The organism is Mesorhizobium sp. RCAM 06353, assembly GCF_059683585.1.
Genome location: NZ_CM185031.1, coordinates 5639292 through 5664722, shown reverse-complemented (window position 1 = coordinate 5664722; position 25431 = coordinate 5639292). Strand labels below are relative to the sequence as shown.

Below are 25431 nucleotides of genomic sequence, written 5' to 3'. Positions count from 1 at the left end.
AGCGGAAACGATGCTTGATGGGCGATGAACCTCGCCGCCCATGATTCGACCTTTTTGGAATCGACCGTCGCGCCTGCCTATCTCGCTCGCTTGAACGATGCCCAGCGTCAGGCCGTCGAACATGGCGATGGCAAGATCGCGGGTCCTTTGCTGGTCATTGCCGGCGCCGGCTCGGGCAAGACCAACACGCTGGCGCATCGCGTCGCTCATCTGATCGTCAAGGGCGCCGACCCGCGCCGCATCCTGCTGATGACTTTTTCGCGCCGCGCCGCATCTGAAATGGCGAAGCGCGTTGAGCGCATCGCCGGCGAAGTGCTCGGCCGCGACGCCGCGGTCATCACCGACGCGCTGACCTGGGCCGGCACCTTTCACGGCATCGGTGCGCGGCTGTTGCGCGACTATGCGCTGGAGATCGGCCTCGATCCGGCCTTCACCATCCATGACCGCGAGGATTCCGCCGATCTGATGAACCTCGTGCGCCACGAACTCGGTTTCTCGAAAACGGAAGCGCGCTTCCCCACCAAGGGCACCTGCCTTGCCATCTACTCGCGTGCCGTCAACGCGCAGGCGCCGCTCGGCGAAGTGCTGGGCTCTGCCTTTCCCTGGTGCGCTGGCTGGGCCGATCAGCTCAAGCTGCTGTTCGCCGGCTATGTCGAGGCCAAGCAGGCGCAGAATGTGCTCGATTACGACGATCTGCTGCTCTACTGGGCGCAGATGGCGGCCGAGCCGGAAATCGCGGCACATCTCGGCGGGCGTTTCGACCACGTGCTGGTCGACGAATACCAGGACACCAACCGGCTGCAGGCTTCGATCCTGATGGCGCTGAAACCCGACGGCGCCGGGCTGACCGTGGTTGGCGACGATGCACAGTCGATCTATTCGTTCCGTGCCGCCGAGGTGCGCAACATCCTCGATTTCCCCAACCAGTTCGCGCAAGCCGCCGATGTGGTCATGCTGGAGCGCAACTACCGCTCGACAGAAACCATTCTGGCCGCCGCCAATGCGGTCATTGGCGAGGCCTCGGAGCGTTTTACCAAGAACCTCTGGTCGGAGCGCAAATCCACCGACAAGCCAAGGCTGGTCAGCGTGCGCGACGAGGTCGAGCAGGCGAACTTTGTCTGCGATACGATCCTTGCCGAGCGCGAGGCCGGCACGGCGCTGAAATCGCAAGCGGTGCTGTTTCGCGCCTCGCATCACAGCGGGCCGCTGGAAATCGAGCTGACGCGGCGCAACATTCCCTTCGTCAAGTTCGGTGGCCTGAAATTCCTCGATGCCGCTCATGTCAAGGATGTGCTGGCGGTGCTGCGCTTCGCCGAAAACCCGCGCGACCGTGTCGCCGGTTTTCGCGTCCTGCAACTGATGCCGGGCATTGGCCCCTCGGCCGCCGGACAGATTGTCGAGACGATGACCACGGCACTGGATGAGGCGATGGGCCTCGCCGGCTGGCGCCCGCCGCAGCGTGCGGCGGACGACTGGCCGGGTTTCGTCTCGCTCTATGCCGGCCTGCGGGCCGGCGCCAAATGGCCGGCCGACCTCGAACAGGTCAGGCTGTGGTACGAGCCGCATCTGGAGCGTATCCACGAAGACGCGATCACCCGCCGCGCCGACCTGTTGCAGCTCGAGCAGATCGGATCGGGATATGCTTCGCGCGAACGGTTCCTCACAGAACTGACGCTCGATCCTCCGGACGCGACCAGTGACCAGGCCGGACCGCCGCATCGCGACGAGGACTATCTGATCCTGTCGACCATCCACTCGGCCAAGGGCCAGGAGTGGAAGAATGTCTTCGTGCTCAACACGGTCGATGGCTGCATTCCGGCCGATCTCGGCGTCGGCACCAAGGAGGATATCGAGGAAGAGCGCCGGCTGCTCTACGTCGCGATGACAAGGGCCAAGGACAATCTCAACCTGGTCATGCCGCAGCGCTTCTTTCCGCACGGCCAGGCGGCGCGCGGCGACCGCCATCTCTATGCCTCGCGCACCCGCTTCATCCCGGCCTCCATACTCTCGGCATTCCAGCAGGTGTCCTGGCCGAGCGCGCAAGAAGCACAGGGCAGGGCACCCCGGCCGGAGGTGCGCGTCGACATCGGCGCACGCATGCGCGGCATGTGGAAATAGCTGACGCCATGGCGCAACCGCCGGTCAGGATTGCCATCGCCGGGGCGCTCGGCCGCATGGGCCGCCAGATGGCGGACGCCGTTCAGGCCGATCCGCGGCTGGCGCTTACGGCCCGCTTCCATCGGCCAGGCAGTGTCGGTGACGGGCTGGTGACCCGCGACGAGGCGCTTGCCATGGCCGATGTCGTGATCGATTTCACCACGCCAGCTGCATCGGCCGACCTGGCAAGGTTTTGCGCAAGCCGGGGCGGCCCCGCTTTGGTGATCGGTTCGACCGGTTTTGATGCAGCCGAACTGGCGACCGTAGCGGATGCCGCGAGAACGGTTCCCATCGTCCGCTCCGGCAGCTTTTCGCTCGGGCTCAACATGCTGGTCGGATTGGTCGAGCAGGCGGCCCGTGCACTCGATCCCGACGACTGGGATGCTGAGATTTTCGAGGCGCATCATCGCCACAAGATCGATGCGCCGTCGGGCACCGCGCTGATGCTGGGCCAGGCCGTTGCCGGTGGACGCGGCATCGAACTGGAAACTGTCGCCAAGCGCGTCCGCGACGGCGCCACCGGAGCGCGTCCGGCCGGCGAGATCGGTTTTGCCGTGGTTCGCGGCGGCAGCATCGTCGGCGAACACAGCGTCAGCTTCTGTGCCGAAGGCGAGCTTGTGACCTTGTCGCATGCCGCCGGCGACCGCATCATGTTTGCCCGTGGCGCCATCGCCGCAGCACTCTGGATGGCGGGACGCTCGCCCGGCGAATACGATATGCGCGACGTGCTTAGGCTGAATGATTGAGCAGGCGTGCGTTGTCGCGGCACGTCCGCTAGCCGCAGCTTACCAATCCGTAAGCTTTGATTTTCAGCTTTTCCTTGAAAGCTGGCTGAAAGGTTGGTGCCATAACTGTTGACCGGCGCCACCATATTGTCGCGCAAAAGCGATGGGAGAGAGAGGGGCGCGGGAAACGAACAAAGGGAAGAGGCCATGTCGCTCGCGCGAATTCTGCTTGATTCAGCCGCCACAACCGCACTCGTCGCCACCATGGCCTTGTCAGCGCCGTCCGCACGCGCCGACGAGAAAATCTCCATCATGGTCGGCGGCTACGAGAAACAGATTTATCTGCCAGCCAAGCTGACCGAAGCGCTCGGTTACTTCAAGGACGAGGGCCTCGACGTCGAATTGCTGAATGAACCGGCCGGCGTCGACGCCGAAAACGAGATGCTTGCCGGTGCCGTGCAGGGAGTTGTCGGTTTCTACGATCACTGCATCGATCTGCAGGCGAAGGGCAAATTCGTCGAATCGATCGTCCAGTTCAGCCAGGCGCCGGGCGAGGTCGAGCTTGTTTCGACCAAGCATCCAGAGATCAAATCGCCCGCCGACTTCAAGGGAATGAGCCTGGGCGTGACCGGTCTGGGATCATCGACGAATTTTCTTACGGAATATCTCGCCGTCAAGAACGGCTTGAAGCTCGGCGAATTTACCTCGGTTCCGGTTGGCGCCGGCACCACCTTCATCGCCGCCATGCAGCAGGACAAGATTCAGGCAGGCATGACGACCGAGCCGACGATCACCCGGCTGCTAAAGACAGGCGAGGCGACCGTTCTTATCGATATGCGCACAATGGAGGGCACCAAGGCTGCGCTCGGCGGCACTTACCCGGCCGCATCCCTCTATATGCAGACCGATTGGGTCGAAGCGCATAAGGACATCGTGCAGAAGCTGGCCAATGCCTTCGTCAAGACGCAGAAGTTCATCAACACGCATAGCGGCGCCGAGATCGCCGACAAGATGCCGAAGGACTATTATGTCGGCGACAAGGAAGGCTACGTGAAGGCCCTCGATGCCGGTAAGGCAATGTTCACTCCCGACGGGATAATGCCCGAGGGAGGCCCGGAGACGGTGCTGACGGTTCTTTCAGCCTTCAAGAAGGAACTGCAGGGCAAGCAGATCGACCTCTCCAAGACCTACACCTCGGAATTCGTCAAGAACGCCAAATAGCGAACCGTGCCGGCGCGATGCGCGACATCGCGCCGGCAGTCGTCAGTTTTTGACGTCCGGCGGCCCTGGCCGACGGCTGGCGTCCGCTCGAACCCGGAGTTCCACCATGGCCCCTGAAAAGACCACACCAGCGATTGAACTGATCAACGTCAGCCGTCGCTTCCTATCGCCAACCGGCAAGTCACTGACCGCGCTGCGCGATTTCACCATGACCGTCGAGCGCGGCGAATTCGTTGCCGTTGTCGGTCCAACGGGTTGCGGAAAGTCCACCACCCTGAACCTCGTCACCGGGCTGGCCAGCCCGAGCGCTGGCGAGGTCCGTGTCATGGGTGCCCCTGTTAAGGGGATAGACCCACGCATCGGTTTTGTCTTCCAAAGCGATGCCTTGTTTCCGTGGCGAACCGTGATCGAGAACGTGATGGCCGGCCCGCTGTTTCGTGGCAGAGCCAAGGCCGATGCCTCGGCCGCTGCACGCGACTGGCTGGCGCGCGTAGGCCTGTCGCGCTTCGAGCACCATTATCCGCATCAGCTCTCCGGCGGCATGCGCAAACGCGTGGCGCTGGCACAGACCTTCATAAACGGCCCAGAGATCCTTCTGATGGACGAGCCGTTTTCAGCGCTTGACGTACAGACGCGCGTGCTGATGCACGAGGAATTGCTGCGCCTGTGGTCGCAGGCAAAGGCTTCCGTGGTCTTCGTCACACATGACCTCGAAGAGGCGATCGCGCTCGCCGACAAGGTCTATGTCCTGACCGCCGGGCCGGCCACGGTAAAATCGGTCTACACGATTGATCTGCCGCGCCCGCGCGTCGTCGCCGATATCCGCTACGAGCAGAGCTTCATCAATTACTCGCGCACCATCTGGGCCGACCTCAAGGAAGAGGTCGAGACCAGCTATGCGCGTGCGGCAGCTTGAGGAGGAACGCCATGACAGATGCCGCCATCGACATCAGAGCAGGGGCTTTCAAGCCTGGTACATCAGACGCGGAAATTGAAGCGGCCGCGGCAAAGGCATCGCAGCACCGTCGCCGCACCGTGATCTTCTGGCGGGTCGCCATCCTCATTGCCTTTCTCGGCCTTTGGGAAGTCGCCGCGCGCCTCGCCTGGATCGATCCGTTCTTCTACGCAATGCCGAGCGCGATCGCGCAGCGGCTCTATGAATGGACGACGGAAGGAACGTCCGAGGGGCCGCTCTGGTATCATCTCTATGTCACCATGGAGGAATCGGTCATCGGCTTCGTGACCGGCTCGGTCGCCGGCATCATCGTCGGCGTGGCGCTCGGTCGCAACCGCATGGCCGCCGACATTTTCTCGATCTACATCAAGGTGATCAATTCCATTCCGCGCGTGGTTCTGGCGCCGATCTTCATCATGATCCTCGGCCTTGGCCTCGCTTCGAAAGTGGCGCTTGCCTTCGTGATGGTTTTCTTCGTCGTCTTCCACAATGCCTTCCAGGGCGTGCGGGAAGCCGACAGGGCTATGATCGCCAATGCTCGCATCCTCGGCGCGTCCAACTGGCAATTGACCCGCTCGGTGATTGTGCCTTCGGCGATGAGCTGGATCTTCGCCAGCCTGCATGTCAGCTTCGGCTTTGCCATCATCGGCGCGATCGTCGGCGAGTTCGTCGGCGCGCGCTTCGGCATCGGCCTGCTGATCAACATCGCCAAGGGGTCCTTCGATGCCGCCGGCATGTACGCCGCGATCGTCATTGTCATGGTGGTGGCGCTCGGTGCCGAGTACCTGATGACTATGGTCGAGAATCGCCTCGCAAAATGGCGCCCCCAGCCTTTGAACGAGACGCAGTGAGCGGCGAAGTATACTAACTGCCCGCCAGCGGCAGCCGCACTTCAACCACCAGACCGCCGGCCGCGCCATCCCGCAGGGTGACGCGGCCGCCGGCATTTTCGACGACCTCGCGCACGATGGCGAGCCCCAGCCCGCTGCCTTCCTCGGTCGAGCCGGCGATGCGGTAGAAGCGCTCGAATACGTGATCCCGCTCGTCGATCGGGATGCCAGGCCCGCCATCGGCGACCGTCAGCACGGCTTCGCCGTCGACGGCCGCCAGTGTCACCGTGACGCTGCCGCCTGAAGAGGAGTAGCGCAGCGCATTGTCGACGAGATTGACGATCATCTCGCGCAGCATGGTGCCGTCGCCGATGACCGGCACGGAGCCGGCCTCCTCGAGGCCGAGATCGATGTTGCGGGCGATCGCCGCCGGCGCCTGCGTTTCCAGCACGTGCCGCGCTGCCTCGGTCAGGTCGATGCGGTCGGCGCGTGGCCGCCGGCTGCCCGGTTCGGCGCGGGACAGGGTGAGCAACTGTTCGGCCAACCGCGCCAGTCTGCCGGAGCTTGCCTGCAGCGCAACCAGCGCTTCCTGGCGTGCGTCGGGGACAGTTTCGCGCAGCGCGTAGCTCGCTTGCGTAGACAGCAATGCCAGCGGCGTGCGCAACTGGTGCGCCGCATTGGCGATGAAGCGGCGCTGCGCCGACATCTGCGCCCGCACCCGCTCCATATAGGCGTTCAGAGCGTCGATCAGCGGGCGGATCTCGTTCTGCGCGCCCGGCACTTCAACGGGGTCAAGGTCGCTTCGGCGCGGCGAGCGCACCGCGTCGCGCAAGCGGATCAGAGGCGCAAGGCCACGATGCAGACCCAGCAGAACGAACAAGCCCGCAATCGCCACCAGGGCCAGCTGCTGGGCAAAGGCGCCAAACCAAAGACGCCGCACCATGGCGTCGTGTCCGGCAAGCGAGACGCCAACGGTAACGGTGATCGGCGGATCGTTGCCGGCACCGACCACCGCGTGGCTGAAGGTAAGCAGCCTCAGCCGATGGTCGCGATAGCTTGCCTCGCTGTTGGAAGACTTCGGTGCCTCCGGCAGGTCCGGGTAGCCGGTCAGCAGCCGCCCTCCAGCTGTCTTGACATGGTAGTAAACGCTGTCCTGGTCACCGGTATCGAACATTTCGATCGCCGCCGGCGGTATCGTGGCGTCGAGCACGCCGTCGGCCACGGCGACACGTTCGGCAATAGATCGCGCCGAGCCCATCAGCATGCGGTCGGTGACAAGGTCCGCGGTTGCCAGCGCGTTGCGGTGGCTGGTCCACAGGTTGATGGTGGCGAGTCCGGCGAGCGGCAGAACCACCCAGGCCAGAAGCTGTAGCCGGAGGCTGTTAATCCTCATGGCACCGAATCGTCATGACGCAAGAGATAGCCGAGGCCGCGCAAGGTGGCGATCTGGACCCGCGACCCCTCGAGCTTCTTGCGCACACGGTGCACATAGATCTCGATGGCGCTGGGGTCAGCGTCGGTCTCGAAATCGTAGATCGCCGCCGAAAGTGCTGCCTTGCTCACCGTGCGCCCGGCCTTGACCATCAATTGCTCCAGCACCGCGTGTTCGCGTGGTGTCAGCGCGAGTATTTCGCCAGCAAGCGAAAACAGCCTTGTGTTGGTGTCGAAAACGAGATCGCCGCAGGCAACGACAGGCGCGGTCCGGTCATTGGCGCGTCGCAGCTGCGCCCGGATACGGGCCTCGAGCTCCTCGATCTGGAATGGCTTGGCCAGATAGTCGTCGGCGCCTTCGTTGAGGCCCTTGACCCGACCGTCAAGGCTGGCATTGGCAGTCAGCACGATCACCGGCACCCGGTTGCCGCGCGCCCGCAGCATGCGCAGCACCTCCAGGCCGCTCATGCCCGGCAGCGCCAGGTCGAGGATGACAAGCGCGTGGTCGCCAGCGGCCAACGCATGCTCGACATCCTCGCCGTCATGGACGATGTCGACCACATAATTCGCCTGGCGCAAGGTCTTGCCCAACCAGTCGGCCAGTTCGTGATTGTCCTCAACAAGCAGCAGTCGCATATCTATGGCAGTCCGAATCTCATCCCCAGCGGTTCGCCTTGGGCCTGATCGGCCGTGGCACCCCTGATCTTCTCTGAATGAGCGACAGGATCGATCTCAACGCAAGACAAATGCGATCTGGGTCACGGCTAACAACAGGCCCTTGCAGATTCGGGTAGGCCGTTTTCATCCGCTAATCGAACCGAACGGTTCGGTTCTGATTGACAGATTGTATCGCAAACAGTGAACAATGACCTCCAAAAGCACGCCAGTTTCGTTAAAGCCTCTGAGCTTAATATATTGAAATTATTACATAAATCGAGAAAAAATTGCTGCAATGCAATATGCACCGTCTATAATATAAGGAAATTCTGCAAAATCGGCGCGACTGGTAGTCCCAAAAAGCATTCCCTACTTCGGAGTGGTCCGAGCGACGTGAATTCCCCACAGAGGGCGCGCCACTAGACGGACAGGACAAGGAATACTGGAGTAACCAAAATGACCAAGATCGCTCTTACCGCCGCCGCCATCCTCGTTGCCACGGGCACCGCTTTCGCTGGCAGCGACCATTATGGTGCGGCCAATGTCAATCAGCCCGCCGCCACTGTCGACCATTCGGTCACCGCTTCGATTTCGAAGTCGACCGCAACCGTCCAGACCCAGGCTCCGCAGGGCGCTGATCGTAACCTTTTCGGCCGCTAAATCGCGACTGCCGATATCAACCTGACCTTGAATTCAGGAGTACTTAAAATGACCAAGATCGCACTCACCGCCGCCGCCATCCTCGTTGCCACGGGCACCGCTTTCGCCGGCAGCGACCATTATGGCTCCAACAACGTCAACCAGTCGGTTGTCAGCCAGTCGTCCGCCAACGTCGACACCACGCATACCGGTTCGATCGCGAAATCCGTAAAGACACAGGGCGACGCCAATGCCAACGTGCCGGCCCAGTCTGGCCAGGGCATCTGGGGCCGTTAATTCCTTCAATTCCCGGAAGACGACAAAGAGCGGTGGGCTTGGCCCGCCGCTCTTGTTTTTTGTGCACGCGGCGGTGCTGATCTAAAATCGAACCGATCGGTTCAACTTATGTTGACGAAGCGTGAGCGAATGGTCGCCGCCGGCTCGATGAATCGCCACAACATGCATCGGGTGATCTCCAGTAACCGTATGATATTTATCAATAAAATTGTTTGCGCTTAATCCCTTGGCCAAAAATTCAAGATCTGAATCTGGCGCGTGATGGCACATCTTCGTGATTGGAAGTCGACGAACGAAAAACCCACTTCCAGCCTGTCCGAGCGACGCGAAATTCCTCCCAAGGGCACGCCACTTGACGGACAGAACCAGGAATACTGGAGTAAAGAAAATGACCAAGATCGTACTTGCCGCCGCCGCCATCCTTGTTGCCACGGGCACCGCCTTCGCCGGCAGCGACCATTATGGTTCGGACAACGTCAACCAGCCGGCCATCACCGCACCCGCGGGCAATATCGACCACAGCTATACGGCTTCGATCCGCAAGCCCGTCGAGCACCACGGCTTCAAGCTGACGCCCGATTCGAACCAGCCGGAATCCGGCCAGGGTATCTGGGGCAACTAAGCCAACGCTGTTCTCAGCAGCAGGCCTCGATAACAAAGAGCGGTGGGCTTGGCCCGCCGCTCTTGATCTTTGCGCAACAGGGCAGACACCGGCCGGTATCGGTTGGAGCAGCCGGTCGTCGCACCCCGCAGAAAAAGCTTCGGCCTCCAGGAATAAAACGTGACGGCCTCGGGTCTTATCCCCAGCGGAACCGTCCTCCCAAGACGCCGCCCAACGGATGAACCAGGAGATTGAAATGAACAAGATCGCTCTCGCTATCGCCGCCATCCTCGTTGCGACCGGCAGCGCCCTTGCCGGCAGTGACCATTATGGCTCCGACAATGCCAACCAGCCGGTTGCTTCGGTTGCCGGCGTCGATCATGCCGTCACCGGCGCGGTCAAGAACACGGATATGGCAGGGCACAAGGCAGCCGACACCAAGATGAAGACCACCAGCGAGTGGCCGGAACCCGGTCAGGGCATCTGGGGGAACTGAGATCTCGGCCGCGGGCTTGCCTGCCGCAACTATCCGCGGCGGATTTCTAGTTCAGATCCTTCGGGCGCAGGCAATGCGTCAGCCGCCCGGACGACAGGCTGGACCAATCGCCCTCGAAGACAAAGCGCGCAAGAGCCGTCGTCGGAAACTTTTCCTCGAGCCTCTTGCGGGCTTTGGCCTCCGAGCCTGAACCGGCAAGCTGTTTCGCCAGATCTTCCAGGCCCGGATTATGGCCGACCACCGCCAGGCAGCCGCTCGACGGGTCGGCCAGGCGAATCTGGCTCAAAATATCCGCCGCCGAAGCATCGTAGAGCGCATTGGCAAACACGACCCGGGGGCGCGTCGGCAGTTCCTCGGCGACCAGCCGCCAGGTGTCGCGGGTGCGCAGCGCCGACGACACCAGCACCTGGTCGGGCAGCCAGTCGCGCGCTGCAAGCTCTCGCCCGATCAACCGGGCCGCCTTCAATCCGCGTTGCGCGAGCGGCCGGTCGAAATCATCGAGAGCAGGGTCGTCCCAGCTCGATTTGGCATGGCGAAGCAGAAGCAGTTGTCTCATCGCTGCACTCTCGGCTCACGGCGTGATCCGCGCCAGATGCTCCAGGTCGGCTTCCTCGCGCAGCGGATCGGGCGCCATCACCACCGAGGTGCCGTTGTCGGCATCGTCGGCAAAGTGGGCAAGCACCGTTCGCCCGGCTTCCATGCGGGCCTTGCCTTCTGCGACCAGCCCCAGCGCCAGGGCATAGAGCCTGTGCTCGGCTTTCAGGACGCGGGCAGCCAGCGTATCGGCATTGTCGCCGACCATTACCGGCACGGCCGCCTGGGCGATAATCGGGCCGTCATCCATCTCTGACGTGACGAAATGCACGGTGCAGCCATGGATGCGCAGGCCGGCGGCCAGCGCGCGCGCATGGGTGTCGAGGCCCTTGAATGCCGGCAGCAGGGCAGGGTGGATGTTGATCATGCGGCCCTGCCATTTCTGGACAAAGCCGGAGGAGAGGATGCGCATGTAGCCGGCCAGCGCCACGATCTCCGCATTGAAGGCCGTGAGCGCTGCATCGATCGCCGCGTCATGCGCCGGCTTGCTGCCATGGTCGGCGCGGGCAATGACCTGCGTGGCGATACCGCGCGCCCGAGCGATGCCGAGGCCGGCGGCGTCGGCCTTGTCGGAGATCACGCCGACGATCTCGGCCGGGAAGGCCGGGTCGCTGGCAGCCGCGATCAGCGCGGTCATGTTGGAACCGCGGCCCGAGATCAGGACGACCGTGCGTTTTCTGCTCATAGGCCGATCGAACCCCGATAGATGACGCCGGCGTCGCGGCGCGGCACGATGCGGCCGATCGGCGTTACCGTCTCGCCGGCTTCCTGCAGCACGGCTGCGACCTGCGCCGCCTGGCCGGAAGCGACCGCCAGGATCATGCCGATGCCGCAGTTGAAGGTGCGCATCATCTCTTCCGGCGCCACGCCGCCGGTCTTGGCAAGCCACGAGAACACCGCCGGCACATCGATGGCTTCGAGATCGAGTTCGGCCGAAAAATCCTTGGGCAGCACGCGCGGAATGTTTTCAGGGAAGCCGCCGCCGGTGATGTGCGCCAGCGCCTTGATGCCATGCGTGTTGCGGATGGCCTTGAGGATCGACTTGACATAGATGCGGGTCGGTTCGAGCAGCGCCTCGGCCAGCGTCGCCTCGTCGTTGAACGGCGCCGGGTCGCTCCACGCCAGGCCGCTTGTGGCGACGATGCGGCGCACCAGCGAGAAGCCGTTCGAATGCAGGCCCGAGGAAGCGAGACCCAAGAGCACGTCGCCCTCGACGATGTCGTCGGTGGGCAAAAGCTGGCCGCGTTCGGCCGCACCCACGGCAAAGCCGGCGAGGTCATAGTCGTTGCCGTGATACATACCGGGCATTTCCGCCGTTTCGCCGCCGATCAGCGCGCAGCCGGCCTGTCGGCAACCTTCGGCAATGCCGCCGACGATCGCAGCACCCTGGTCGGGATCGAGCTTGCCAGTGGCGAAATAGTCGAGGAAGAACAGCGGTTCCGCGCCCTGCACGACGATGTCGTTGACGCACATGGCGACGAGGTCGATGCCGATCGTGTCGTGCTTGCCGGCATCGATGGCGATCTTGAGCTTGGTGCCGACGCCGTCATTGGCGGCGACCAGCACCGGATCGGTGAAGCCGGCAGCCTTGAGGTCGAACAGGCCGCCGAAACCGCCAATCTCGCCATCCGCGCCCGGCCGGCGCGTGGCGCGCACCAGCGGCTTGATCTTCTCGACCATGAGATTGCCGGCATCGATATCGACGCCCGCCTCGGCATAGGTGAGCCCGTTCCTGCGCTTGCTCGTTTTGGGCTGGCTCGTTTTGGGCTGGCCCGCTTTGGGCTGGCTTGTGTCGCGCTTGCTCATCGCAATTTTCCCGCTCGTTTTCGGGCTCTTCGCATGAATGGTTTCGGGGGGCAAGGATAACGGCGGAACCGAGCGCCATTTGGCCTGACAAAAGCGTGGATAGAACTTCCGGCACTCGCTGCGAACACTGTGACGGCGAATTGCTCGGCACGGAGCTTGCGGCGCCTCTCCATCTCCATCATCTATCCCTAACCAAGAGGACGGGCCGAGCATTTGACCATCCCCAACCTGATCACCATCCTGCGCCTGCTTCTGGTGCCCGCCGTGGTGTTGGCCATGCTGCAGGCGCGCTGGGATTGGGCTTTTGCCGGCTTCGTCGTTGCCGGCGTCTCGGATGGCGTCGACGGCTTCATCGCCCGCCGTTTCAACCAGCAATCCAGGCTCGGCGCCTATCTCGATCCGATGGCCGACAAGCTGCTTTTGGTTTCGGTGTTCGTCGTCATGGGCTTCATCGGGCAGTTGCCGCTGTGGCTGGTCGTCACCATGGTGTCGCGCGACGCGCTGATCGTCTGCGCGGTTGTGTTGTCCACGGTGATGGCCCATCCGGTCGAGATAAAACCGTTTCTGGTGTCGAAGGCCAACACCGCTGTCCAGATCGTGCTGGCGGCTGTCGTGCTGGGCGAACTTGCCTTTGCCGTGCACCTCGACCCGCTGCGGCCGGCCCTCATATTGCTGTCCGGGGTCTTGACCGTGGCTTCGGCCGCGGCCTATCTCGTGGCTTGGCTGAGGCATATGAGCGGCTATGGCGAAGGCTCCAATCCGGACATCTGAGAAAGAAGCGGCGGTGATCGAGGCTGCGGCTGCGGATCTTGCCGCAGCCTCCGCGTTTCGCCGGCAGATCTCGTTTTGGGTGGCTGGCGCGGTCTTTCTCGCCCTTTTCCTCTATATCTTCAGTAATATCCTGTTGCCGTTCGTCGCCGGCATGGTGCTTGCCTATTTCCTCGATCCGGTCGCCGACCGGCTGCAGCGGCTTGGCCTGTCCCGCTTCATGGCGACGGTGGTCATCCTGATCACCTTCCTCATCGTGCTGGTGCTGGCCTTCGTCATCCTTATTCCGGTGCTGGCGACGCAGATGTCCGATTTCGCCAGCAAGCTGCCGGAATATCTGACCCGGCTGCAGAGCCTGATCACCTCCTTTGATCCGAAATGGCTGGAGCAGAAGTTCGGCGTCAACGCCAACGGCTTGCGCGACGGTCTGAATTCACTGCTGACCTCCGGCTTTGGCCTGATCACCACGGTCTTCACGTCGTTGTGGAGTTCCGGCATGGCGCTGGTATCTGTCATCAGCCTGTTCGTGGTGACGCCGGTCGTTGCCTTCTACATGCTGCTCGACTGGGACCGTATGGTCGCGGTCATCGACAGCTGGGTGCCGCGCGACCATGTCGGGACCGTGCGGGCCATCGCGCGCGACATCAACACGGCGACCGCCGGCTTCGTGCGCGGCCAGGGCACGCTCTGCCTCGTGCTGGGCGCCATGTATGCCACCGGCCTGACGCTGACCGGGCTGAACTTTGCCATCCTCATCGGCCTGTTTGCCGGGCTGATCTCGTTCATCCCCTATGTCGGCTCGCTGACTGGTCTCGTGCTGGCCGTCGGCGTCGCTTTCGTCCAGTTCTGGCCGGACTGGACGATGATCGTCGCGGTCGCGGTGGTGTTCTTCATCGGCCAGTTCATCGAAGGCAACATCCTGCAGCCCAGGCTGGTCGGCAAAAGCGTCGGCCTGCACCCGGTATGGCTGATGTTCGCGCTGTTTGCCTTCGGCGCGCTGTTCGGTTTCGTCGGCCTGCTGATTGCCGTGCCGGCTTCCGCCGCCGTCGCCGTTCTGGTGCGCTTTGCCATCGCCCGCTATCTCGAATCGCCGCTCTACAAGGGCCACGCGACAGAGCCCGCGCCACCGCTGCCGCCCGATCGCGGCGGCGGCCACCACACGCAACCGCGTCGCTTGAAGTGACCGCACAAAGAACGGATCCGCCGCGCCAACTGCCGCTCGATCTCGGCCACGGCACCGGCTATTCGCGTGACGAGCTTGTCGTCTCCGGTACCAACAACCAGGCGGCCGCACTGGTCGACCGCTGGCCGGACTGGCCTTCGCCGGTGGTGGTGCTGGCAGGTCCCGCCGGCTCCGGCAAGACGCATCTGGCCGCCATCTGGCGTGCGCGCGCCAACGCTGTGGTCGTGAATGCTGGGCGCATTGGTGATAGCATCGCAAATCTTGGCGCCCGGCCAGCTCTGATCGACGATGTCGATGCAGGCGCAGTCGACGAACAAGGCCTGTTCCATCTGATCAACGCAGTGCGCGGTGCCGGCTCGACGCTGCTGTTGACTGCACGGCGTTTTCCCTCCGCCTGGGGCGTCTCGCTGCCCGATCTGGCTTCGCGGCTGAAGGCGGCAGCGACGGTCGAAATCCACGAGCCCGACGACCTGCTGCTGGCCGGTGTCATCACCAAGCTGTTCGCTGATCGCCAGGTCGAGGTCGAACCGCATGTCGTGCAGTATCTGGTGCGGCGCATCGAACGCTCGCTGGCGACAGCCATGCGCGTGGTCGAGCGACTGGACCGCACCGCTCTCGAGCGCAAGACGCCGATCACGCGGGCGCTTGCCGCCGAAACGGTCAGCGCCATGGATGAGGGTCAGCGCGAGTTCGAGATTTAGAGAATCTCGACGTGCAGACGGCTGGCAAACGGACTGCCGTGTGCCATTTCGGGAAACAACAGCTGGCATCCACCTTGCTACACCAGCTTGCCGGCTGACCCCGGTCCTGATTGCGTTCCAAATCAGGTTGTAGGCTCGCCGGGAATGAGGTTTGGGGTTCTCGCCCGGCGAGCTTGCCTTCTAGTGCCTTGAGCGGTCAGGTGCGGCGATAGCCGGCGAGTTGCGCGTCATCGACATCGGGCAGATTGATCACGATGTTTTCCGGGGTCCGGCAGGCCAGCCACCACAATTCCTCGGTCGTGCTCATATTGGCTCCGAGATGCGGCAGGAATGGCGGCACGAACATGAAGTCGCCCGCCGAGAGCTCGACGAACTCCTGATAGTCCTTGCCGAAATATATGCGGGCGTTGCCGGACAGCAGATAAGCACCCGTTTCCGTGTCGACCCCCGTCGCATGAGAGCGGAGTGCGGGAAACCACTTTCGAGGTTCGCATCTGTGCTTGGCATCTGGGTGCCCACGGCGCCAGAGCGGCAGATTATGTCGAATGCGCTCCTAAAACTATTGGCGATCCCGACAGGATTCGAACCTGTGACCATCGGCTTAGAAGGCCGGTGCTCTATCCAGCTGAGCTACGGGACCGCTGGCCGGCCAAAGAGGCCGGCTGGATATCTGGCTCTGGCCGCCGTTCAATGCGTCCAGGGCGTCCTGCGGTCATAGCGGAAATTCTCCGCATAGGAAATCTGGCGGCGCTTGCTCTCTTTCGGCTCCTCGACGCGGAAAGCAAGTCCTTCCTTTTCGGCGTAAGCCACGGCCTCTTCCCGCGTGTCGAAGGTGAGCCTGATCTGGCTTCTCATATCTCCAGACGTCGTATAACCCATCAAGGGATCGATCTTCTTGCGCATCTCGGGGTCGAATTCCAGCACCCAGTGGCCGGTCTTGGCCTTGCCGGACTGCATAGCGGTTTTGGCTGGGCTGAAAATGCGCGCGGACATGGCCACCTCATTGTTGTGCAAGGCAGCATCGCTACCCGTCGCCCGTCATTACTGCGCAATGCGCATGGCGGCAAGGTTTTTGCACTTGCCATGTAGCACCGAAATGAATAGGCAACAGACCGTTCGGAGTGTAGCGCAGGCTGGTAGCGCATCTGGTTTGGGACCAGAGGGTCGGGAGTTCGAATCTCTCCACTCCGACCATTCTCCCACATTGGTCTGTTGTCGTATCAGCAAAGTGTCGGTCTGAGCCGCTAGAAATGACCAGCGGGAACCTGACGCCCGCCAGCGCGTTGCCTCGCATGCTCAAGAAAATCGCCTTCGCCGCCGTGCTGTTCCAGGTCGCCGTTTTCTCGGCGCTGATAACGCAGACGGTTCTTTTCGCATCCACGGCGACTCAAGCGGCCGACGTCCAGCCCAGTAAACCCGTTGCGGTCACTGACAAGGAATGCGTCACCGCGACCCGGCCGAACATTCCGGGTCGGTGCCTGGAGCGGGTCGAGGCGCGGAACTCTGTTGTGACGCTAGTGCTGATGGCCGGGCAATAAGACAAAGCCCGCGGGGCGGCCCGTAATTATTTCGTGATCTGCCGGGATTGGAACCTTAGCCCATATGAGGCGTTCGGGGCCTTGTATTCGCGGTGCCTCATAAAAGGACAATGTGGCTGGCGGATGGGCGGGGCAAAACAAGCGCGGGTTGGGGGAGGAGAAAACCAGGCCATGTCGAAACGTGAAATTGGAACGTCCCCTGCCTTGGGGCGGCGTATCGCCGAACTCAAGGCCAGAATGCAGGATGCCGAAATATCCGATCATGAGATGAAGACCTTCCATAAGGTCGCTGCCATCATGGGGGCAGGCGATGGTTCGCTACGACTGGATGCAGACGACCTGATCGCGGCATCCTTCGTCGTCGAGGCGGGTGGACCGATGTCCAGCCGTTGACGTTCGGGATTCCCTGCGCTGCAATCCAGTGAACGAACTTGCTTTTATCGCCGGAGCACGGCCGCCTATTGGGCGAGCATGCTCCGGTTTCCGCTCATCTGAGCTCGAATTGAAGGAAAGTCTTATCATTTTGTTTGCGTTGGTACGTCATAGTAGTGACGGCTAACGGAGTGGAACGCAATGAAGCTCGATCTGTCGCCGACGAGCTGGGGCAGGGTGATCGCCGTCACCGCTGCCGGTACGGCATTCTTTATCGCCGTGGCGTTTTTCGTCGACTCGTTCAATTTCCCCTATCTCTCGCCCGAGGCCGTTTGGCGCGCGCAAATGACAGATCTGATGCTGCCCCTTGTGCTCGGCGGCTCGTTTCTGTTTTTTCTTATGTGGAAAATTCGCCAACTGGCCATAGCCCAGCGTGATCTCAGCATCGTTGCCGCGACGGATAGCCTGACGGCCGTGCTGAACCGTGGCGCCTTCTCGATGCTGGTCGAAGCCTATCTCGAGCAGACCCGCAAGCAGGAGCAGACCCATTCTGGGGCACTGCTGATCATCGACGCCGACCATTTCAAGTTGATCAACGACCGGCTCGGCCATGACTGCGGCGACCAGGCGCTCAAGCTGATCGCGCAGGCGATCAAGGGACAGCTGCGCGGCAGCGATATCGTCGGCCGCATCGGCGGCGAGGAGTTTGGCGTGTTTCTTCCCGGTGTCGACCCCTCGCAATCCTGGCTGGTTGCCGAAAGCATCCGCCGGCGAATTCGCGAAATGGACTTTTCGCCCGGCGGTCGCGCCTGTCCGCTTTCCGTCTCGATCGGCGGCACCAGCTTCAGCGGGCCGACGACTTACGAGGCGATATTCTCCGCCGCCGACAGACGGCTCTATGCCGCCAAGTCGAATGGACGCGATCAGGTCAGCTTCGACCCGACGGAAGCCGCCTCGCAGGTGCCCCAGCCCAGCGTCGCCACGGTGCATTGACCGCTGCCTTGCTGCGCGCGATGGCTGACGTCGACCGCTTTCCTTGACGCTTTCTTGTCAGTGTGCTTCCTCCGCGTCCAGGCCGCCCAGGTAAGCGCAACGCATGATCCATTTGTTCAACGGCTTTCAGAACCCGTTTGGCGGCAGCGAGCGCGAAACCCTGGACCTGTATCGGCTGTTGAAAGCCGACTCGCCGGTGCGCCTGTGGGCAACCTCATCGCGCGTCTCCGACGAGCTGATGCGGCAATTACCGATTCGGCGTGTCTCGCCGGCAACGCGCGACGTGCCGGACGGCGGCACCTATGTCTTCCTCGGCGCGCATTGGCGCAACAAAATGTGGCCTTATCTCATCCGGCGGCCACGCCGGCTGATCTATGTCTTCAATACCTTTCACCCGAAGATCATCGCGCTGACGACGCGCATGCCGCGCCTGCTGGGCTGGCCGGACGCCGAACTGGTGCTGATCTCCGACTTCCAGAAGCGCATGCTGCAGGTCGAAGGTGTCGTGCATCCGTCGCCGATCGATATCGAGCGCTTTTCCCCGCGACTGACAAGGCCTGACGGCCCGTTCACGGTGGGGCGGCTGAGCCGCGACACGGCGGACAAGCATCATGCCGACGATGTGGCGCTCTATGAGGCATTGCTGGCCGATGGCGTCGCGGTGCGGATCCAGGGCGGCATGCCGCTCAAGGACAGGCTCGCGCCGCATCCGCAACTCGAACTCCTGCCGCAGGGCCAATTTCCCGCCGAACAATTCCTGCCGACGCTCGACGTGTTCTACTATCGCACCGGCTCGCATGTGGAGACATTCGGCCGCGTCGTGTTCGAGGCGATGGCTTGCGGTTTGCCCGTGGTCTGCCATTCGCATGGCGGCTATGCCGACCATATCAGCCATGGCGAAAACGGTTTCCTGTTCGAGACGACGCAGCAGGCGGCGCAAATCCTGGCCGAGCTCAAAGCCGATCCGGCGCTGCGGGTGAGGGTGGGCCACAAGGCGCGGCAGACCGTTGAACGACTGTTTTCGCCGGAGGCCCTGCGAGAGCGGCTGGATTTTTATATGCGCTAGGCATCGGCACGAAACGATGACTTATCCAGCCCGTTTGGCATCGGCCTCGACATCACGCTAAAGCTTGCATGCAAATGGACCGGCGGGCCGCGTCGGCGCCCACAGACTGAGCGAGACTTCCTACCGATGACATTGATGGCCGCCGCGGCTTTGCTGATCCTGATTCTCACTTATGCCGGCGTCGCCATTGGCCGCATCCCTGGCCTGCGTCTCGACCGGGCGGGGATTGCTCTGCTTGGCGGCGCCGCGATGATCGCCATTGGCGCCATCAGCATGGAGGACGCCTACCGCGCGATCAATTTTGACACCATCACGCTTCTGCTCGGCATGATGATCGTGGTGGCGCACCTGAAGGTCTCCGGCGCCTTTCGCAGCCTGGGTGCCATCGCCATCGAACACGCGCACGCGCCGTTCATGCTCTTGGTGATGGTGACGCTGCTGACCGGCGTGCTGTCGGCCTTCCTGGTCAACGATGCCATTTGCCTGGTCATGGCGCCGATCGTCGTTCACGTTACCCGCGTCATCAACCGCAACCCGATCCCCTATCTGATCGCCACCGCCACCGCGTCGAACTGCGGCAGCGTCGCCACCATCACCGGCAATCCGCAGAACATGGTCATCGGCGCCCTGTCGGGCATTTCCTATCCCGCTTTTTCGGCGGCGCTGGCACCTGTCGCCCTGTTCGGCCTCGTCGCCGTCATCGTCATCGTGCGCATCGTCTATCGGACCGAATTCACCCGCACCGCTGAATTGACGCCGCATGTCGCGCGCGGCCGCATGCATCGCGGGCAGGTGCTGAAGGCGGTGATCGTCTGCATCGGGCTGGCAATTGCCTTCTTCGCCGGCGTTCCCGTTGCCAAGGCAGCATTGATCGGCGGCGCCATTCTGCTGCTGACCCGCGCCATCAAGCCTGAACGCATCTACCGTGAGATCGACGGTCCGCTGCTGTTCATGTTCGCCGGTCTGTTCGTGGTGGTCGCCGGCGCCGAAAGGACGCTGCTGACGCCTGATCTTATCGCCTCGGCCAAGAATCTCGGCCTGGAGGATGTTTGGCGGTTGTCCGGGTTCACCGCGGTGCTGTCCAACGTCATGAGCAATGTTCCGGCAGTGCTGGCGCTACGGCCCTTTATACCCGGGCTGGAAAACCCCGAACGTGCCTGGCTGGTGGTGGCGATGAGTTCGACGCTCGCCGGTAATTTCACGCTGCTCGGCTCGGTCGCCAATCTGATCGTCGCCGAGCAGTCCAAGGCTGCCGGCACGCCATTGTCTTTCGGTGCCTTCTTCAAGGTCGGCTTGCCGCTGACGCTGGTCACGCTCGTGGTTGGGACGGCATGGCTGGCGTTCGGGTTTCTAAACGTCCTGGTCTGAAATTCGCGCCCTGACCAGAGTGGCCGCGGCTCGTCCGGCCGCCTCGATGTAATCGGGATTGCGGTGGATCAGCATGATCGAAAAACAACCGTCGATCAGCAGCACAATCTCGCGCGCCACCGCCCGCGGTTCCTCGATCCCATGGTCGGACAACGCGCCTGCCAGCCACGCCTCGAAATTCGACTTGTGACGCGACCCGACCTTGACCGCCGGATGGCCGGGCATCGAGGCGAGTTCCGCGGCCGTGCGCAGAAAGCCGCAACCCTTCCATTTCGGATGGCGCGCAACCCGCGCCAGATTGCTGAAGATCGCCTCGACCCTGCGGTCCGCCCCACCTTCCGCCGCGTCGAACCAGCCGGCCATCTGCTGCAGGTTGGGCTGGTCGCGACCATCGAGATAGGCGGCGATGAGGTCATCCTTGCTCTTGAAGTGGTAGTAGAGCGTACGCTTGGTGAGGCCTGCCTTTTCGGCAATGGCATCGACGCTGACGCGACCGATTCCCTCGGCATAGAACAGCTTCGTCGCGGCATCGACGATGCGTTTACGGGTCGGGCTGGCGGGGTCAGACATCAAGCATGTATACCGACTAGTGAATATACACGCAATCGAAAGCATGATCCCTTTCCGTCGTGTCTGGAAAGGAAGAACAATGGCCGATCTTGTCCTGAGCGAAACCCGCGACCGGGTCACCGTCCTCACCCTCAACCGCCCCGAAAAACTCAACGCGCTGAACTATGCCCTGATCGATCGCCTGCTCGCGATCCTCGACGCGATTGAGACCGACGATGCGGTCCGCGCCGTCATTCTGACCGGGGCAGGGGAACGCGCCTTTTCCGCCGGCGGTGATATCAACGAATTCTCATCGAGTGTCGCCGCGGGCACGGATGTGGCGCTGCGCGACTTCGTCATGCGCGGCCAGCGGCTGACGGCGCGGCTGGAGGCCTTCCGCAAGCCGATCATCGCCGCCGTCAACGGCATTGCCTTCGGCGGCGGCTGCGAAATCACGGAAGCCGTGCCGCTGGCCATCGCCAGCGACCGCGCGCTGTTTGCCAAACCCGAGATCAACCTCGCAATGCCGCCGACCTTCGGTGGCACGCAGCGCCTGCCGCGGCTTGCCGGGCGCAAGCGGGCGCTGGAACTGCTGTTGACGGGCGACTGGTTTCCACCGCCGCGGGCGCTCGAACTTGGTCTCGTCAATCAGGTCGTGCCGCATGCCGAGCTGATGCCGGCGGCGCACGATCTTGCCCGCCGCATCATCACGCATTCGCCGGCGGCCCTCGCCAGCATCCTTACCGCAGTAGCGCGCGGTATCAACCTCAGCATCGCCGAAGGGCTGCTGGTCGAGGCCGAGCAGTTTGCCCGCATGGCCCCGACCGCCGATCTCAGGGAAGGGCTTTGCGCCTGGATCGAGCGGCGCAAGCCCAGCTATGATGGCTCCTGGACGCACATCGCAAGGCCAGACGAGGCAAGGCGCGCCTCGTTGCGGCTCGACCAGGCGGCGGGTCTGGGCAAAGCGGCGAGGTGATGCGTCATGCTGAGGCGAGACGTTGCTGCCCGGCCGCCGTCACTTCGCCCTGGCCGATGCCCTGGCTGGCACAAGTGACGATGGCGACGGAGGACGACATGGCAGGTTTCCTCTCTTCGGATCAATGCAGGAAGTCGCGTATCGCTTTGGCGATCTCGTTGGCATGCGTTTCCAGCGCGAAATGGCCGGTGTCGAGGAAGCGCACCACCGCGTCCGGCATGTCGCGCTTGAACGCCTCGGCGCCGGGCGGCAGGAAGAACGGGTCGTTTTTGCCCCACACCGCCAGGAACGGCGGCTTGTGGGTGCGGAAATAGGCCTGGAAGGCGGGATAGAGGGCAACGTTGCTCTTGTAGTCGCCAAACAGGTCGAGCTGCACTTCCTCGGCGTCTGGTCGGCCGAAATAGAAGCTATCCAGCGAATAGCCGTCGGGCGAAACCAGGTCCGTCGGCGCACCATGCGTGTACTGCCAGGCGATCGCGTCCGGCTTGAAGGCCGGGCGCAACGCCTCGCGGTTGGCCGGCGAGGGGTCGCGCCAATAAGCGCGGATCGGATTCCAGTCCTCGCCGAGACCTTCCTCATAGGCGTTGCCATTCTGCGAGATGATGGCGCTGATCCGCTCGGGGTGTTTCACCGCCAGTCGGAAACCGGTCGGCGCGCCATAGTCGAAGACGTAGAGCGCATAGCGGTCGAAGCCGACCACTTCGGTGAAGCGATCGATGATCTCGGCAATATGGTCGAACGTATAGGCAAATTTTTCGCGCGGCGGCATGTCGGAGCGGCCAAATCCCGGCAAGTCGGGCGCGACGATATGGAAGCGGTCTGCAAGCGGCGGAATGAGATCCCGGAACATATGGCTCGAACTCGGGAAGCCGTGCAGCAGTAGCAGCTTCGGCGCGCCAGGCGTGCCGGCCTCGCGATAGAAGATGTTGAAGCCATCGACATCGGTGTTGCGGTAGGCGGTCATGTTTCTCTCCGTTGTGGTAACCGAATAATCGGCATTGGGAAGGTTATTGAGAGGGCGGTAAGTCCGCTCTGGGGTTCAGCCTCGCGCCTCGCTGGCACGCGCCGCTTCGACGATGATGTCGACGACGGCATGGGGCGCGGTGACAGGCCCTGGCTCAGCTCGAGCTGTCGGCCCAGGCACGCAATGGACGAACACACCACTGACATCGTTCGAGGGTATCGCCGCGTTTCCTTCCGGGTGGAGTTGATCGGATAACCTATTAAAGTCACTCGAGACGGTTACGATGTGTGAGTATAACTTGTCAACAGACCTCGAAGGGGTTATCACTGATTTGTGTTTAGGGCGCTCGGCGCGGCCGATGCGCGATTGGAGCTATGATGACCCCTGCGATCTTTGTCGGTGACGCGCTCGGCCTGGATTTCCTCAATTCGATCGCGACGCCGCTCGATATCCCTGTCGATTGGATCAAGGACGGCGAGGGATTGCTGGATTGGGTCGAGCAGGCGCGGCTGGTGCCGCCCGAAGCGCTCGACAGCGTTCGCGCGCACGCTCTGCCGGGCGAACTCGACAAGGTGGCCGATCAGGCAAGGGATCTCAGGGAGTGGTTCCGCGGGTTCGTGCGCGAACACAGGGGGCGCCCGTTGGCAGCTCAGGATCTTGCGCAATTGGAGCCGCTCAACCGGCTGCTCGAACGCGACGAGATCTTCACGCGAATCGCCCCTGTCCTTGGCGGCACGGACATGCCTGTGGGCAGCACGATTCCTCTTGAGCTTCAAACGGCTCGCAAGTGGCGCACGCCCGAGGCGCTTCTGCTGCCGATCGGCGAAGCGCTGGCGCGGTTCGTCTGCAGCGAGGATTTCTCACACGTGAAAGCCTGCGAGGGTCCGGCCTGCACGCTGCTGTTCGCCGACCACACGCGCGGCCATCGGCGCCGCTGGTGCAGCATGGCGCAGTGCGGCAACCGGGCAAAGCAAGCCGCGCATCGCCACCGCGTCAAGGTGCATCACGACTAGAGCCGCGACGCCTCGTGGACATATATCACGCGGCCTGACGAGAGGCCGGAAGAAACCTCCGTTCTCCAGACAGGTGAGGCATGATAGGCTTATTTTTCCTAAGCCTAGGCGCTAGAACTACTCGTTTGCGCCCAGGCAATCACCAGCGTCATCCTCGTTGCCATTCGCAGCCGGCTTGTCGGCGAAGGCAATGGAGGCATCGTTGGTCGCTCTCGCTCGCAGGTCCTGGGTGCCCTCACATTGCGACATGTTCGCCCAGCAACTGGCGCAGCAAACCAGTCATCAGACGACCGATGCCGTCATGGCGGCAATCGCGGAGGGTATTGAGCTGAACCGCTCGATCCACGAGACCGACTGCATCAACCTCAACCCGGCGACCAATGTCATGAACCCTAAGGCCGAGGCAGCGCTCGCCTCGGGCCTGGGATCGCGCCCATCGCTTGGCTATCCCGGCGACAAGTATGAAATGGGCTTGGAAGGTGTCGAGCGGATCGAAGTCATCGCTGCGGAACTCGCGGCTGAAGTCTTCGGTGCGAAATATGCCGAGATCCGCGTGCCGTCCGGCGCGATCGCCAATCTCTACGCCTTCATGGTCGCGGCCCGGCCAGGCGACAGCATCATTGTCCCGTCGCCGGCGATTGGCGGCCATGTCACCCACCACATGGCCGGTTGCGCCGGCCTTTACGGCCTCGATATTCACACGGCTCCGGTTGATGCCGACGGCTACACCGTCGATGTCGGAAAATTGCGCGACCTGGCCAGGTCGATAAAGCCGAAAATGATCACGATCGGCAGCAGCCTCAATCTGCTGCCGCATCCCATTCGGGAAATCAGGGCGATCGCCGATGAGGTCGGCGCGCTGGTCCTCTTCGACGCCGCACATCTGTGCGGCATGATTGCCGGGCATGCCTGGCAGCAGCCGTTGCAGGAGGGGGCTCATCTGATGACGATGAGCACTTACAAGAGCCTCGGCGGTCCGGCGTCGGGGCTGATCGTCACCAACGATGCTGCCGTCGCCGAAAAACTCGACAGGATCGCATTTCCCGGCATGACTGCCAATTTCGATGCTGCCAAGTCGGCGGCACTGGCAATCACGCTTCTGGACTGGAAAGACCAGGGCAAAGCCTATGCCGCAACGATGGCGCGGACCGCAAAGGCCCTGGCCGATAGCCTTGCAGATCGCGGTCTGCCGGTGTTTTCGACGAGCAAGGGCTACACGACATCGCACCAGTTCGCCATCAAGGCAGCCGAATTCGGCGGCGGTCAGGCTGCGGCAAAAAAACTGCGGCTGGCCAACATCCTGAGCTGCGGCATCGGCCTTCCCGTGGATACGGTCGAAGGCGACATGAATGGGCTGCGCCTCGGCACGCCAGAGATCGTTCGCTGGGGCATGACCGAAGACGACATGCCGGAACTCGCGGCGCTTATCGCCAGGGGGCTGCGCGGCAACGACGCCAGCGAACAGGTCGCCGCTGATGTCACGGCATTCCGGCGTCGGTTCAACAAACTTCATTTTGTGAACTGACGGCCA

29 protein-coding genes and 2 tRNA genes are annotated in these 25431 nt (G+C 62.7%); 21 read left to right on the top strand and 10 right to left on the bottom strand.

The features are described 5' to 3' along the window. Window positions 1-24 precede the first annotated feature (24 nt). The 5 genes from AC56QX_RS27570 (at window position 25) to AC56QX_RS27550 (ending at window position 5909) form a co-directional block, all read left to right on the top strand. Window positions 25-2118, top strand: coding sequence for an ATP-dependent helicase (locus AC56QX_RS27570; protein ID WP_497111625.1), 2094 nt, complete (start codon window positions 25-27; stop codon window positions 2116-2118). 8 nt (window positions 2119-2126) lie between these two features. Further along, window positions 2127-2903, top strand: a complete 777-nt coding sequence (gene dapB / locus AC56QX_RS27565; protein ID WP_497111623.1) for a 4-hydroxy-tetrahydrodipicolinate reductase — start codon at window positions 2127-2129, stop codon at window positions 2901-2903. 243 nt (window positions 2904-3146) lie between these two features. Further along, complete coding sequence (locus AC56QX_RS27560) at window positions 3147-4103, top strand: ABC transporter substrate-binding protein (RefSeq protein ID WP_497117924.1); 957 nt, start codon at window positions 3147-3149, stop codon at window positions 4101-4103. 106 nt (window positions 4104-4209) lie between these two features. After that, entirely contained in the window at window positions 4210-5019 is an 810-nt protein-coding gene (locus AC56QX_RS27555) for an ABC transporter ATP-binding protein (protein WP_497111622.1), read from the top strand. Window positions 5020-5030: 11 nt separating this feature from the next. Then, complete coding sequence (locus tag AC56QX_RS27550) at window positions 5031-5909, top strand: ABC transporter permease (RefSeq protein WP_497111621.1); 879 nt, start codon at window positions 5031-5033, stop codon at window positions 5907-5909. A gap of 13 nt (window positions 5910-5922) precedes the next feature. Here AC56QX_RS27550 and AC56QX_RS27545 read toward each other — a convergent pair whose 3' ends face one another. Both AC56QX_RS27545 and AC56QX_RS27540 read right to left on the bottom strand, forming a co-directional pair. Further along, the gene (locus AC56QX_RS27545; RefSeq protein ID WP_497111620.1) at window positions 5923-7281 is read right to left on the bottom strand and encodes a sensor histidine kinase; all 1359 of its coding nucleotides are present in this window, start codon (window positions 7279-7281) and stop codon (window positions 5923-5925) included. Next, a complete protein-coding gene (locus AC56QX_RS27540; protein WP_497111619.1) occupies window positions 7278-7955 on the bottom strand; it encodes a response regulator in 678 nt (225 codons plus the stop codon). Before AC56QX_RS27540 ends, AC56QX_RS27545 begins: the two co-directional genes overlap by 4 nt. A gap of 477 nt (window positions 7956-8432) precedes the next feature. Here AC56QX_RS27540 and AC56QX_RS27535 point away from each other — a divergent pair, with 477 nt between their 5' ends. The 4 genes from AC56QX_RS27535 to AC56QX_RS27520 all read left to right on the top strand — a co-directional run bounded on the left by AC56QX_RS27535 (window position 8433) and on the right by AC56QX_RS27520 (window position 10009). Further along, entirely contained in the window at window positions 8433-8636 is a 204-nt protein-coding gene (locus tag AC56QX_RS27535; protein WP_497111618.1) for a DUF680 domain-containing protein, read from the top strand. Between the two features lie 48 nt (window positions 8637-8684). Further along, on the top strand, window positions 8685-8912 hold the full coding sequence (locus tag AC56QX_RS27530; RefSeq protein ID WP_497111617.1) for a DUF680 domain-containing protein: 228 nt from the start codon (window positions 8685-8687) through the stop codon (window positions 8910-8912). 388 nt (window positions 8913-9300) lie between these two features. Beyond that, window positions 9301-9534: a DUF680 domain-containing protein gene (locus AC56QX_RS27525; RefSeq protein ID WP_497111616.1), complete on the top strand. Its 234-nt coding sequence runs from the start codon at window positions 9301-9303 to the stop codon at window positions 9532-9534. Window positions 9535-9769: 235 nt separating this feature from the next. Then, window positions 9770-10009, top strand: coding sequence for a DUF680 domain-containing protein (locus tag AC56QX_RS27520; protein WP_497111615.1), 240 nt, complete (start codon window positions 9770-9772; stop codon window positions 10007-10009). 46 nt (window positions 10010-10055) lie between these two features. On the opposite strand, the gene AC56QX_RS27515 is transcribed toward AC56QX_RS27520, so the two are convergent. Genes AC56QX_RS27515 through purM form a run of 3 tightly spaced genes read right to left on the bottom strand, consistent with a single transcriptional unit; the run spans window position 10056 to window position 12409 of the window. Further along, window positions 10056-10565 carry a SixA phosphatase family protein gene (locus AC56QX_RS27515; RefSeq protein ID WP_497111614.1) on the bottom strand — a complete coding sequence of 170 codons (510 nt, stop codon included), beginning with the start codon at window positions 10563-10565 and terminating at the stop codon, window positions 10056-10058. Between the two features lie 15 nt (window positions 10566-10580). Then, a complete protein-coding gene (purN, locus tag AC56QX_RS27510) occupies window positions 10581-11288 on the bottom strand; it encodes a phosphoribosylglycinamide formyltransferase (protein ID WP_497111613.1) in 708 nt (235 codons plus the stop codon). Then, window positions 11285-12409, bottom strand: a complete 1125-nt coding sequence (gene purM, locus AC56QX_RS27505; RefSeq protein WP_497111612.1) for a phosphoribosylformylglycinamidine cyclo-ligase — start codon at window positions 12407-12409, stop codon at window positions 11285-11287. Before purM ends, purN begins: the two co-directional genes overlap by 4 nt. A 213-nt stretch (window positions 12410-12622) precedes the next feature. On the opposite strand from purM, the gene AC56QX_RS27500 reads away from it, so the two are divergent. Genes AC56QX_RS27500 through hdaA form a run of 3 tightly spaced genes read left to right on the top strand, consistent with a single transcriptional unit; the run spans window position 12623 to window position 15061 of the window. Next, entirely contained in the window at window positions 12623-13180 is a 558-nt protein-coding gene (locus AC56QX_RS27500) for a CDP-alcohol phosphatidyltransferase family protein (protein WP_497111611.1), read from the top strand. Next, on the top strand, window positions 13152-14360 hold the full coding sequence (locus tag AC56QX_RS27495) for an AI-2E family transporter (RefSeq protein ID WP_497111610.1): 1209 nt from the start codon (window positions 13152-13154) through the stop codon (window positions 14358-14360). Before AC56QX_RS27500 ends, AC56QX_RS27495 begins: the two co-directional genes overlap by 29 nt. Continuing rightward, window positions 14357-15061 carry a DnaA regulatory inactivator HdaA gene (gene hdaA, locus AC56QX_RS27490; protein ID WP_497111609.1) on the top strand — a complete coding sequence of 235 codons (705 nt, stop codon included), beginning with the start codon at window positions 14357-14359 and terminating at the stop codon, window positions 15059-15061. Before AC56QX_RS27495 ends, hdaA begins: the two co-directional genes overlap by 4 nt. Window positions 15062-15257: 196 nt before the next feature. Here the strand turns inward: hdaA and AC56QX_RS27485 are convergent, their stop codons facing one another. The 3 genes from AC56QX_RS27485 to AC56QX_RS27475 all read right to left on the bottom strand — a co-directional run bounded on the left by AC56QX_RS27485 (window position 15258) and on the right by AC56QX_RS27475 (window position 16054). After that, window positions 15258-15407, bottom strand: a complete 150-nt coding sequence (locus tag AC56QX_RS27485) for a hypothetical protein (RefSeq protein WP_497111608.1) — start codon at window positions 15405-15407, stop codon at window positions 15258-15260. A gap of 217 nt (window positions 15408-15624) precedes the next feature. Beyond that, a tRNA-Arg gene (locus AC56QX_RS27480) sits at window positions 15625-15701 on the bottom strand. Window positions 15702-15748: 47 nt separating this feature from the next. After that, complete coding sequence (locus AC56QX_RS27475; RefSeq protein ID WP_127320127.1) at window positions 15749-16054, bottom strand: ETC complex I subunit; 306 nt, start codon at window positions 16052-16054, stop codon at window positions 15749-15751. 124 nt (window positions 16055-16178) lie between these two features. On the opposite strand from AC56QX_RS27475, the gene AC56QX_RS27470 reads away from it, so the two are divergent. The 6 genes from AC56QX_RS27470 (at window position 16179) to AC56QX_RS27445 (ending at window position 20398) form a co-directional block, all read left to right on the top strand. Further along, a tRNA-Pro gene (locus AC56QX_RS27470) sits at window positions 16179-16255 on the top strand. A gap of 56 nt (window positions 16256-16311) precedes the next feature. Beyond that, window positions 16312-16599: a hypothetical protein gene (locus AC56QX_RS27465; protein ID WP_497111607.1), complete on the top strand. Its 288-nt coding sequence runs from the start codon at window positions 16312-16314 to the stop codon at window positions 16597-16599. Window positions 16600-16770: 171 nt separating this feature from the next. Continuing rightward, the gene (locus tag AC56QX_RS27460) at window positions 16771-16992 is read left to right on the top strand and encodes a hypothetical protein (RefSeq protein WP_497111606.1); all 222 of its coding nucleotides are present in this window, start codon (window positions 16771-16773) and stop codon (window positions 16990-16992) included. Between the two features lie 180 nt (window positions 16993-17172). Then, entirely contained in the window at window positions 17173-17964 is a 792-nt protein-coding gene (locus tag AC56QX_RS27455; protein ID WP_497111605.1) for a GGDEF domain-containing protein, read from the top strand. Between the two features lie 103 nt (window positions 17965-18067). After that, window positions 18068-19030 carry a glycosyltransferase family 4 protein gene (locus AC56QX_RS27450; RefSeq protein ID WP_497111604.1) on the top strand — a complete coding sequence of 321 codons (963 nt, stop codon included), beginning with the start codon at window positions 18068-18070 and terminating at the stop codon, window positions 19028-19030. 126 nt (window positions 19031-19156) lie between these two features. Further along, window positions 19157-20398 carry an anion transporter gene (locus AC56QX_RS27445; protein WP_497111603.1) on the top strand — a complete coding sequence of 414 codons (1242 nt, stop codon included), beginning with the start codon at window positions 19157-19159 and terminating at the stop codon, window positions 20396-20398. Here AC56QX_RS27445 and AC56QX_RS27440 read toward each other — a convergent pair. Beyond that, window positions 20381-20968: a TetR/AcrR family transcriptional regulator gene (locus AC56QX_RS27440; protein WP_497111602.1), complete on the bottom strand. Its 588-nt coding sequence runs from the start codon at window positions 20966-20968 to the stop codon at window positions 20381-20383. The genes AC56QX_RS27445 and AC56QX_RS27440 overlap by 18 nt on opposite strands. A 79-nt stretch (window positions 20969-21047) precedes the next feature. On the opposite strand from AC56QX_RS27440, the gene AC56QX_RS27435 reads away from it, so the two are divergent. Then, a complete protein-coding gene (locus AC56QX_RS27435; RefSeq protein ID WP_497111601.1) occupies window positions 21048-21923 on the top strand; it encodes a crotonase/enoyl-CoA hydratase family protein in 876 nt (291 codons plus the stop codon). 121 nt (window positions 21924-22044) lie between these two features. Here AC56QX_RS27435 and AC56QX_RS27430 read toward each other — a convergent pair whose 3' ends face one another. After that, window positions 22045-22887 carry an alpha/beta fold hydrolase gene (locus AC56QX_RS27430; protein WP_497111600.1) on the bottom strand — a complete coding sequence of 281 codons (843 nt, stop codon included), beginning with the start codon at window positions 22885-22887 and terminating at the stop codon, window positions 22045-22047. A 377-nt stretch (window positions 22888-23264) separates the two neighbouring features. Here AC56QX_RS27430 and AC56QX_RS27425 point away from each other — a divergent pair, with 377 nt between their 5' ends. Together AC56QX_RS27425 and glyA are read left to right on the top strand one after the other, a co-directional pair. Next, window positions 23265-23900 carry a CGNR zinc finger domain-containing protein gene (locus AC56QX_RS27425; RefSeq protein WP_497111599.1) on the top strand — a complete coding sequence of 212 codons (636 nt, stop codon included), beginning with the start codon at window positions 23265-23267 and terminating at the stop codon, window positions 23898-23900. A 202-nt stretch (window positions 23901-24102) separates the two neighbouring features. Further along, complete coding sequence (gene glyA / locus AC56QX_RS27420) at window positions 24103-25425, top strand: serine hydroxymethyltransferase (protein WP_497111598.1); 1323 nt, start codon at window positions 24103-24105, stop codon at window positions 25423-25425. The last annotated feature ends 6 nt before the right edge of the window (window positions 25426-25431 follow it).

Excerpts from the sequence above, each read along its gene's own strand:
- AC56QX_RS27570 (WP_497111625.1), top strand. The coding sequence starts at position 25 with ATGAACCTCGCCGCCCATGATTCGACCTTTTTGGAATCGACCGTCGCG.
- dapB (WP_497111623.1), top strand. The coding sequence starts at position 2,127 with ATGGCGCAACCGCCGGTCAGGATTGCCATCGCCGGGGCGCTCGGCCGC.
- AC56QX_RS27560 (WP_497117924.1), top strand. The coding sequence starts at position 3,147 with ATGGCCTTGTCAGCGCCGTCCGCACGCGCCGACGAGAAAATCTCCATC.
- AC56QX_RS27555 (WP_497111622.1), top strand. The coding sequence starts at position 4,210 with ATGGCCCCTGAAAAGACCACACCAGCGATTGAACTGATCAACGTCAGC.
- AC56QX_RS27550 (WP_497111621.1), top strand. The coding sequence starts at position 5,031 with ATGACAGATGCCGCCATCGACATCAGAGCAGGGGCTTTCAAGCCTGGT.
- AC56QX_RS27545 (WP_497111620.1), bottom strand. The coding sequence starts at position 7,281 with ATGAGGATTAACAGCCTCCGGCTACAGCTTCTGGCCTGGGTGGTTCTG.
- AC56QX_RS27540 (WP_497111619.1), bottom strand. The coding sequence starts at position 7,955 with ATGCGACTGCTGCTTGTTGAGGACAATCACGAACTGGCCGACTGGTTG.
- AC56QX_RS27535 (WP_497111618.1), top strand. The coding sequence starts at position 8,433 with ATGACCAAGATCGCTCTTACCGCCGCCGCCATCCTCGTTGCCACGGGC.
- AC56QX_RS27530 (WP_497111617.1), top strand. The coding sequence starts at position 8,685 with ATGACCAAGATCGCACTCACCGCCGCCGCCATCCTCGTTGCCACGGGC.
- AC56QX_RS27525 (WP_497111616.1), top strand. The coding sequence starts at position 9,301 with ATGACCAAGATCGTACTTGCCGCCGCCGCCATCCTTGTTGCCACGGGC.
- AC56QX_RS27520 (WP_497111615.1), top strand. The coding sequence starts at position 9,770 with ATGAACAAGATCGCTCTCGCTATCGCCGCCATCCTCGTTGCGACCGGC.
- AC56QX_RS27515 (WP_497111614.1), bottom strand. The coding sequence starts at position 10,565 with ATGAGACAACTGCTTCTGCTTCGCCATGCCAAATCGAGCTGGGACGAC.
- purN (WP_497111613.1), bottom strand. The coding sequence starts at position 11,288 with ATGAGCAGAAAACGCACGGTCGTCCTGATCTCGGGCCGCGGTTCCAAC.
- purM (WP_497111612.1), bottom strand. The coding sequence starts at position 12,409 with ATGAGCAAGCGCGACACAAGCCAGCCCAAAGCGGGCCAGCCCAAAACG.
- AC56QX_RS27495 (WP_497111610.1), top strand. The coding sequence starts at position 13,152 with ATGGCGAAGGCTCCAATCCGGACATCTGAGAAAGAAGCGGCGGTGATC.
- AC56QX_RS27485 (WP_497111608.1), bottom strand. The coding sequence starts at position 15,407 with ATGTTCGTGCCGCCATTCCTGCCGCATCTCGGAGCCAATATGAGCACG.
- AC56QX_RS27475 (WP_127320127.1), bottom strand. The coding sequence starts at position 16,054 with ATGTCCGCGCGCATTTTCAGCCCAGCCAAAACCGCTATGCAGTCCGGC.
- AC56QX_RS27465 (WP_497111607.1), top strand. The coding sequence starts at position 16,312 with ATGACCAGCGGGAACCTGACGCCCGCCAGCGCGTTGCCTCGCATGCTC.
- AC56QX_RS27460 (WP_497111606.1), top strand. The coding sequence starts at position 16,771 with ATGTCGAAACGTGAAATTGGAACGTCCCCTGCCTTGGGGCGGCGTATC.
- AC56QX_RS27455 (WP_497111605.1), top strand. The coding sequence starts at position 17,173 with ATGAAGCTCGATCTGTCGCCGACGAGCTGGGGCAGGGTGATCGCCGTC.
- AC56QX_RS27450 (WP_497111604.1), top strand. The coding sequence starts at position 18,068 with ATGATCCATTTGTTCAACGGCTTTCAGAACCCGTTTGGCGGCAGCGAG.
- AC56QX_RS27445 (WP_497111603.1), top strand. The coding sequence starts at position 19,157 with ATGACATTGATGGCCGCCGCGGCTTTGCTGATCCTGATTCTCACTTAT.
- AC56QX_RS27440 (WP_497111602.1), bottom strand. The coding sequence starts at position 20,968 with ATGTCTGACCCCGCCAGCCCGACCCGTAAACGCATCGTCGATGCCGCG.
- AC56QX_RS27435 (WP_497111601.1), top strand. The coding sequence starts at position 21,048 with ATGGCCGATCTTGTCCTGAGCGAAACCCGCGACCGGGTCACCGTCCTC.
- AC56QX_RS27430 (WP_497111600.1), bottom strand. The coding sequence starts at position 22,887 with ATGACCGCCTACCGCAACACCGATGTCGATGGCTTCAACATCTTCTAT.
- AC56QX_RS27425 (WP_497111599.1), top strand. The coding sequence starts at position 23,265 with ATGACCCCTGCGATCTTTGTCGGTGACGCGCTCGGCCTGGATTTCCTC.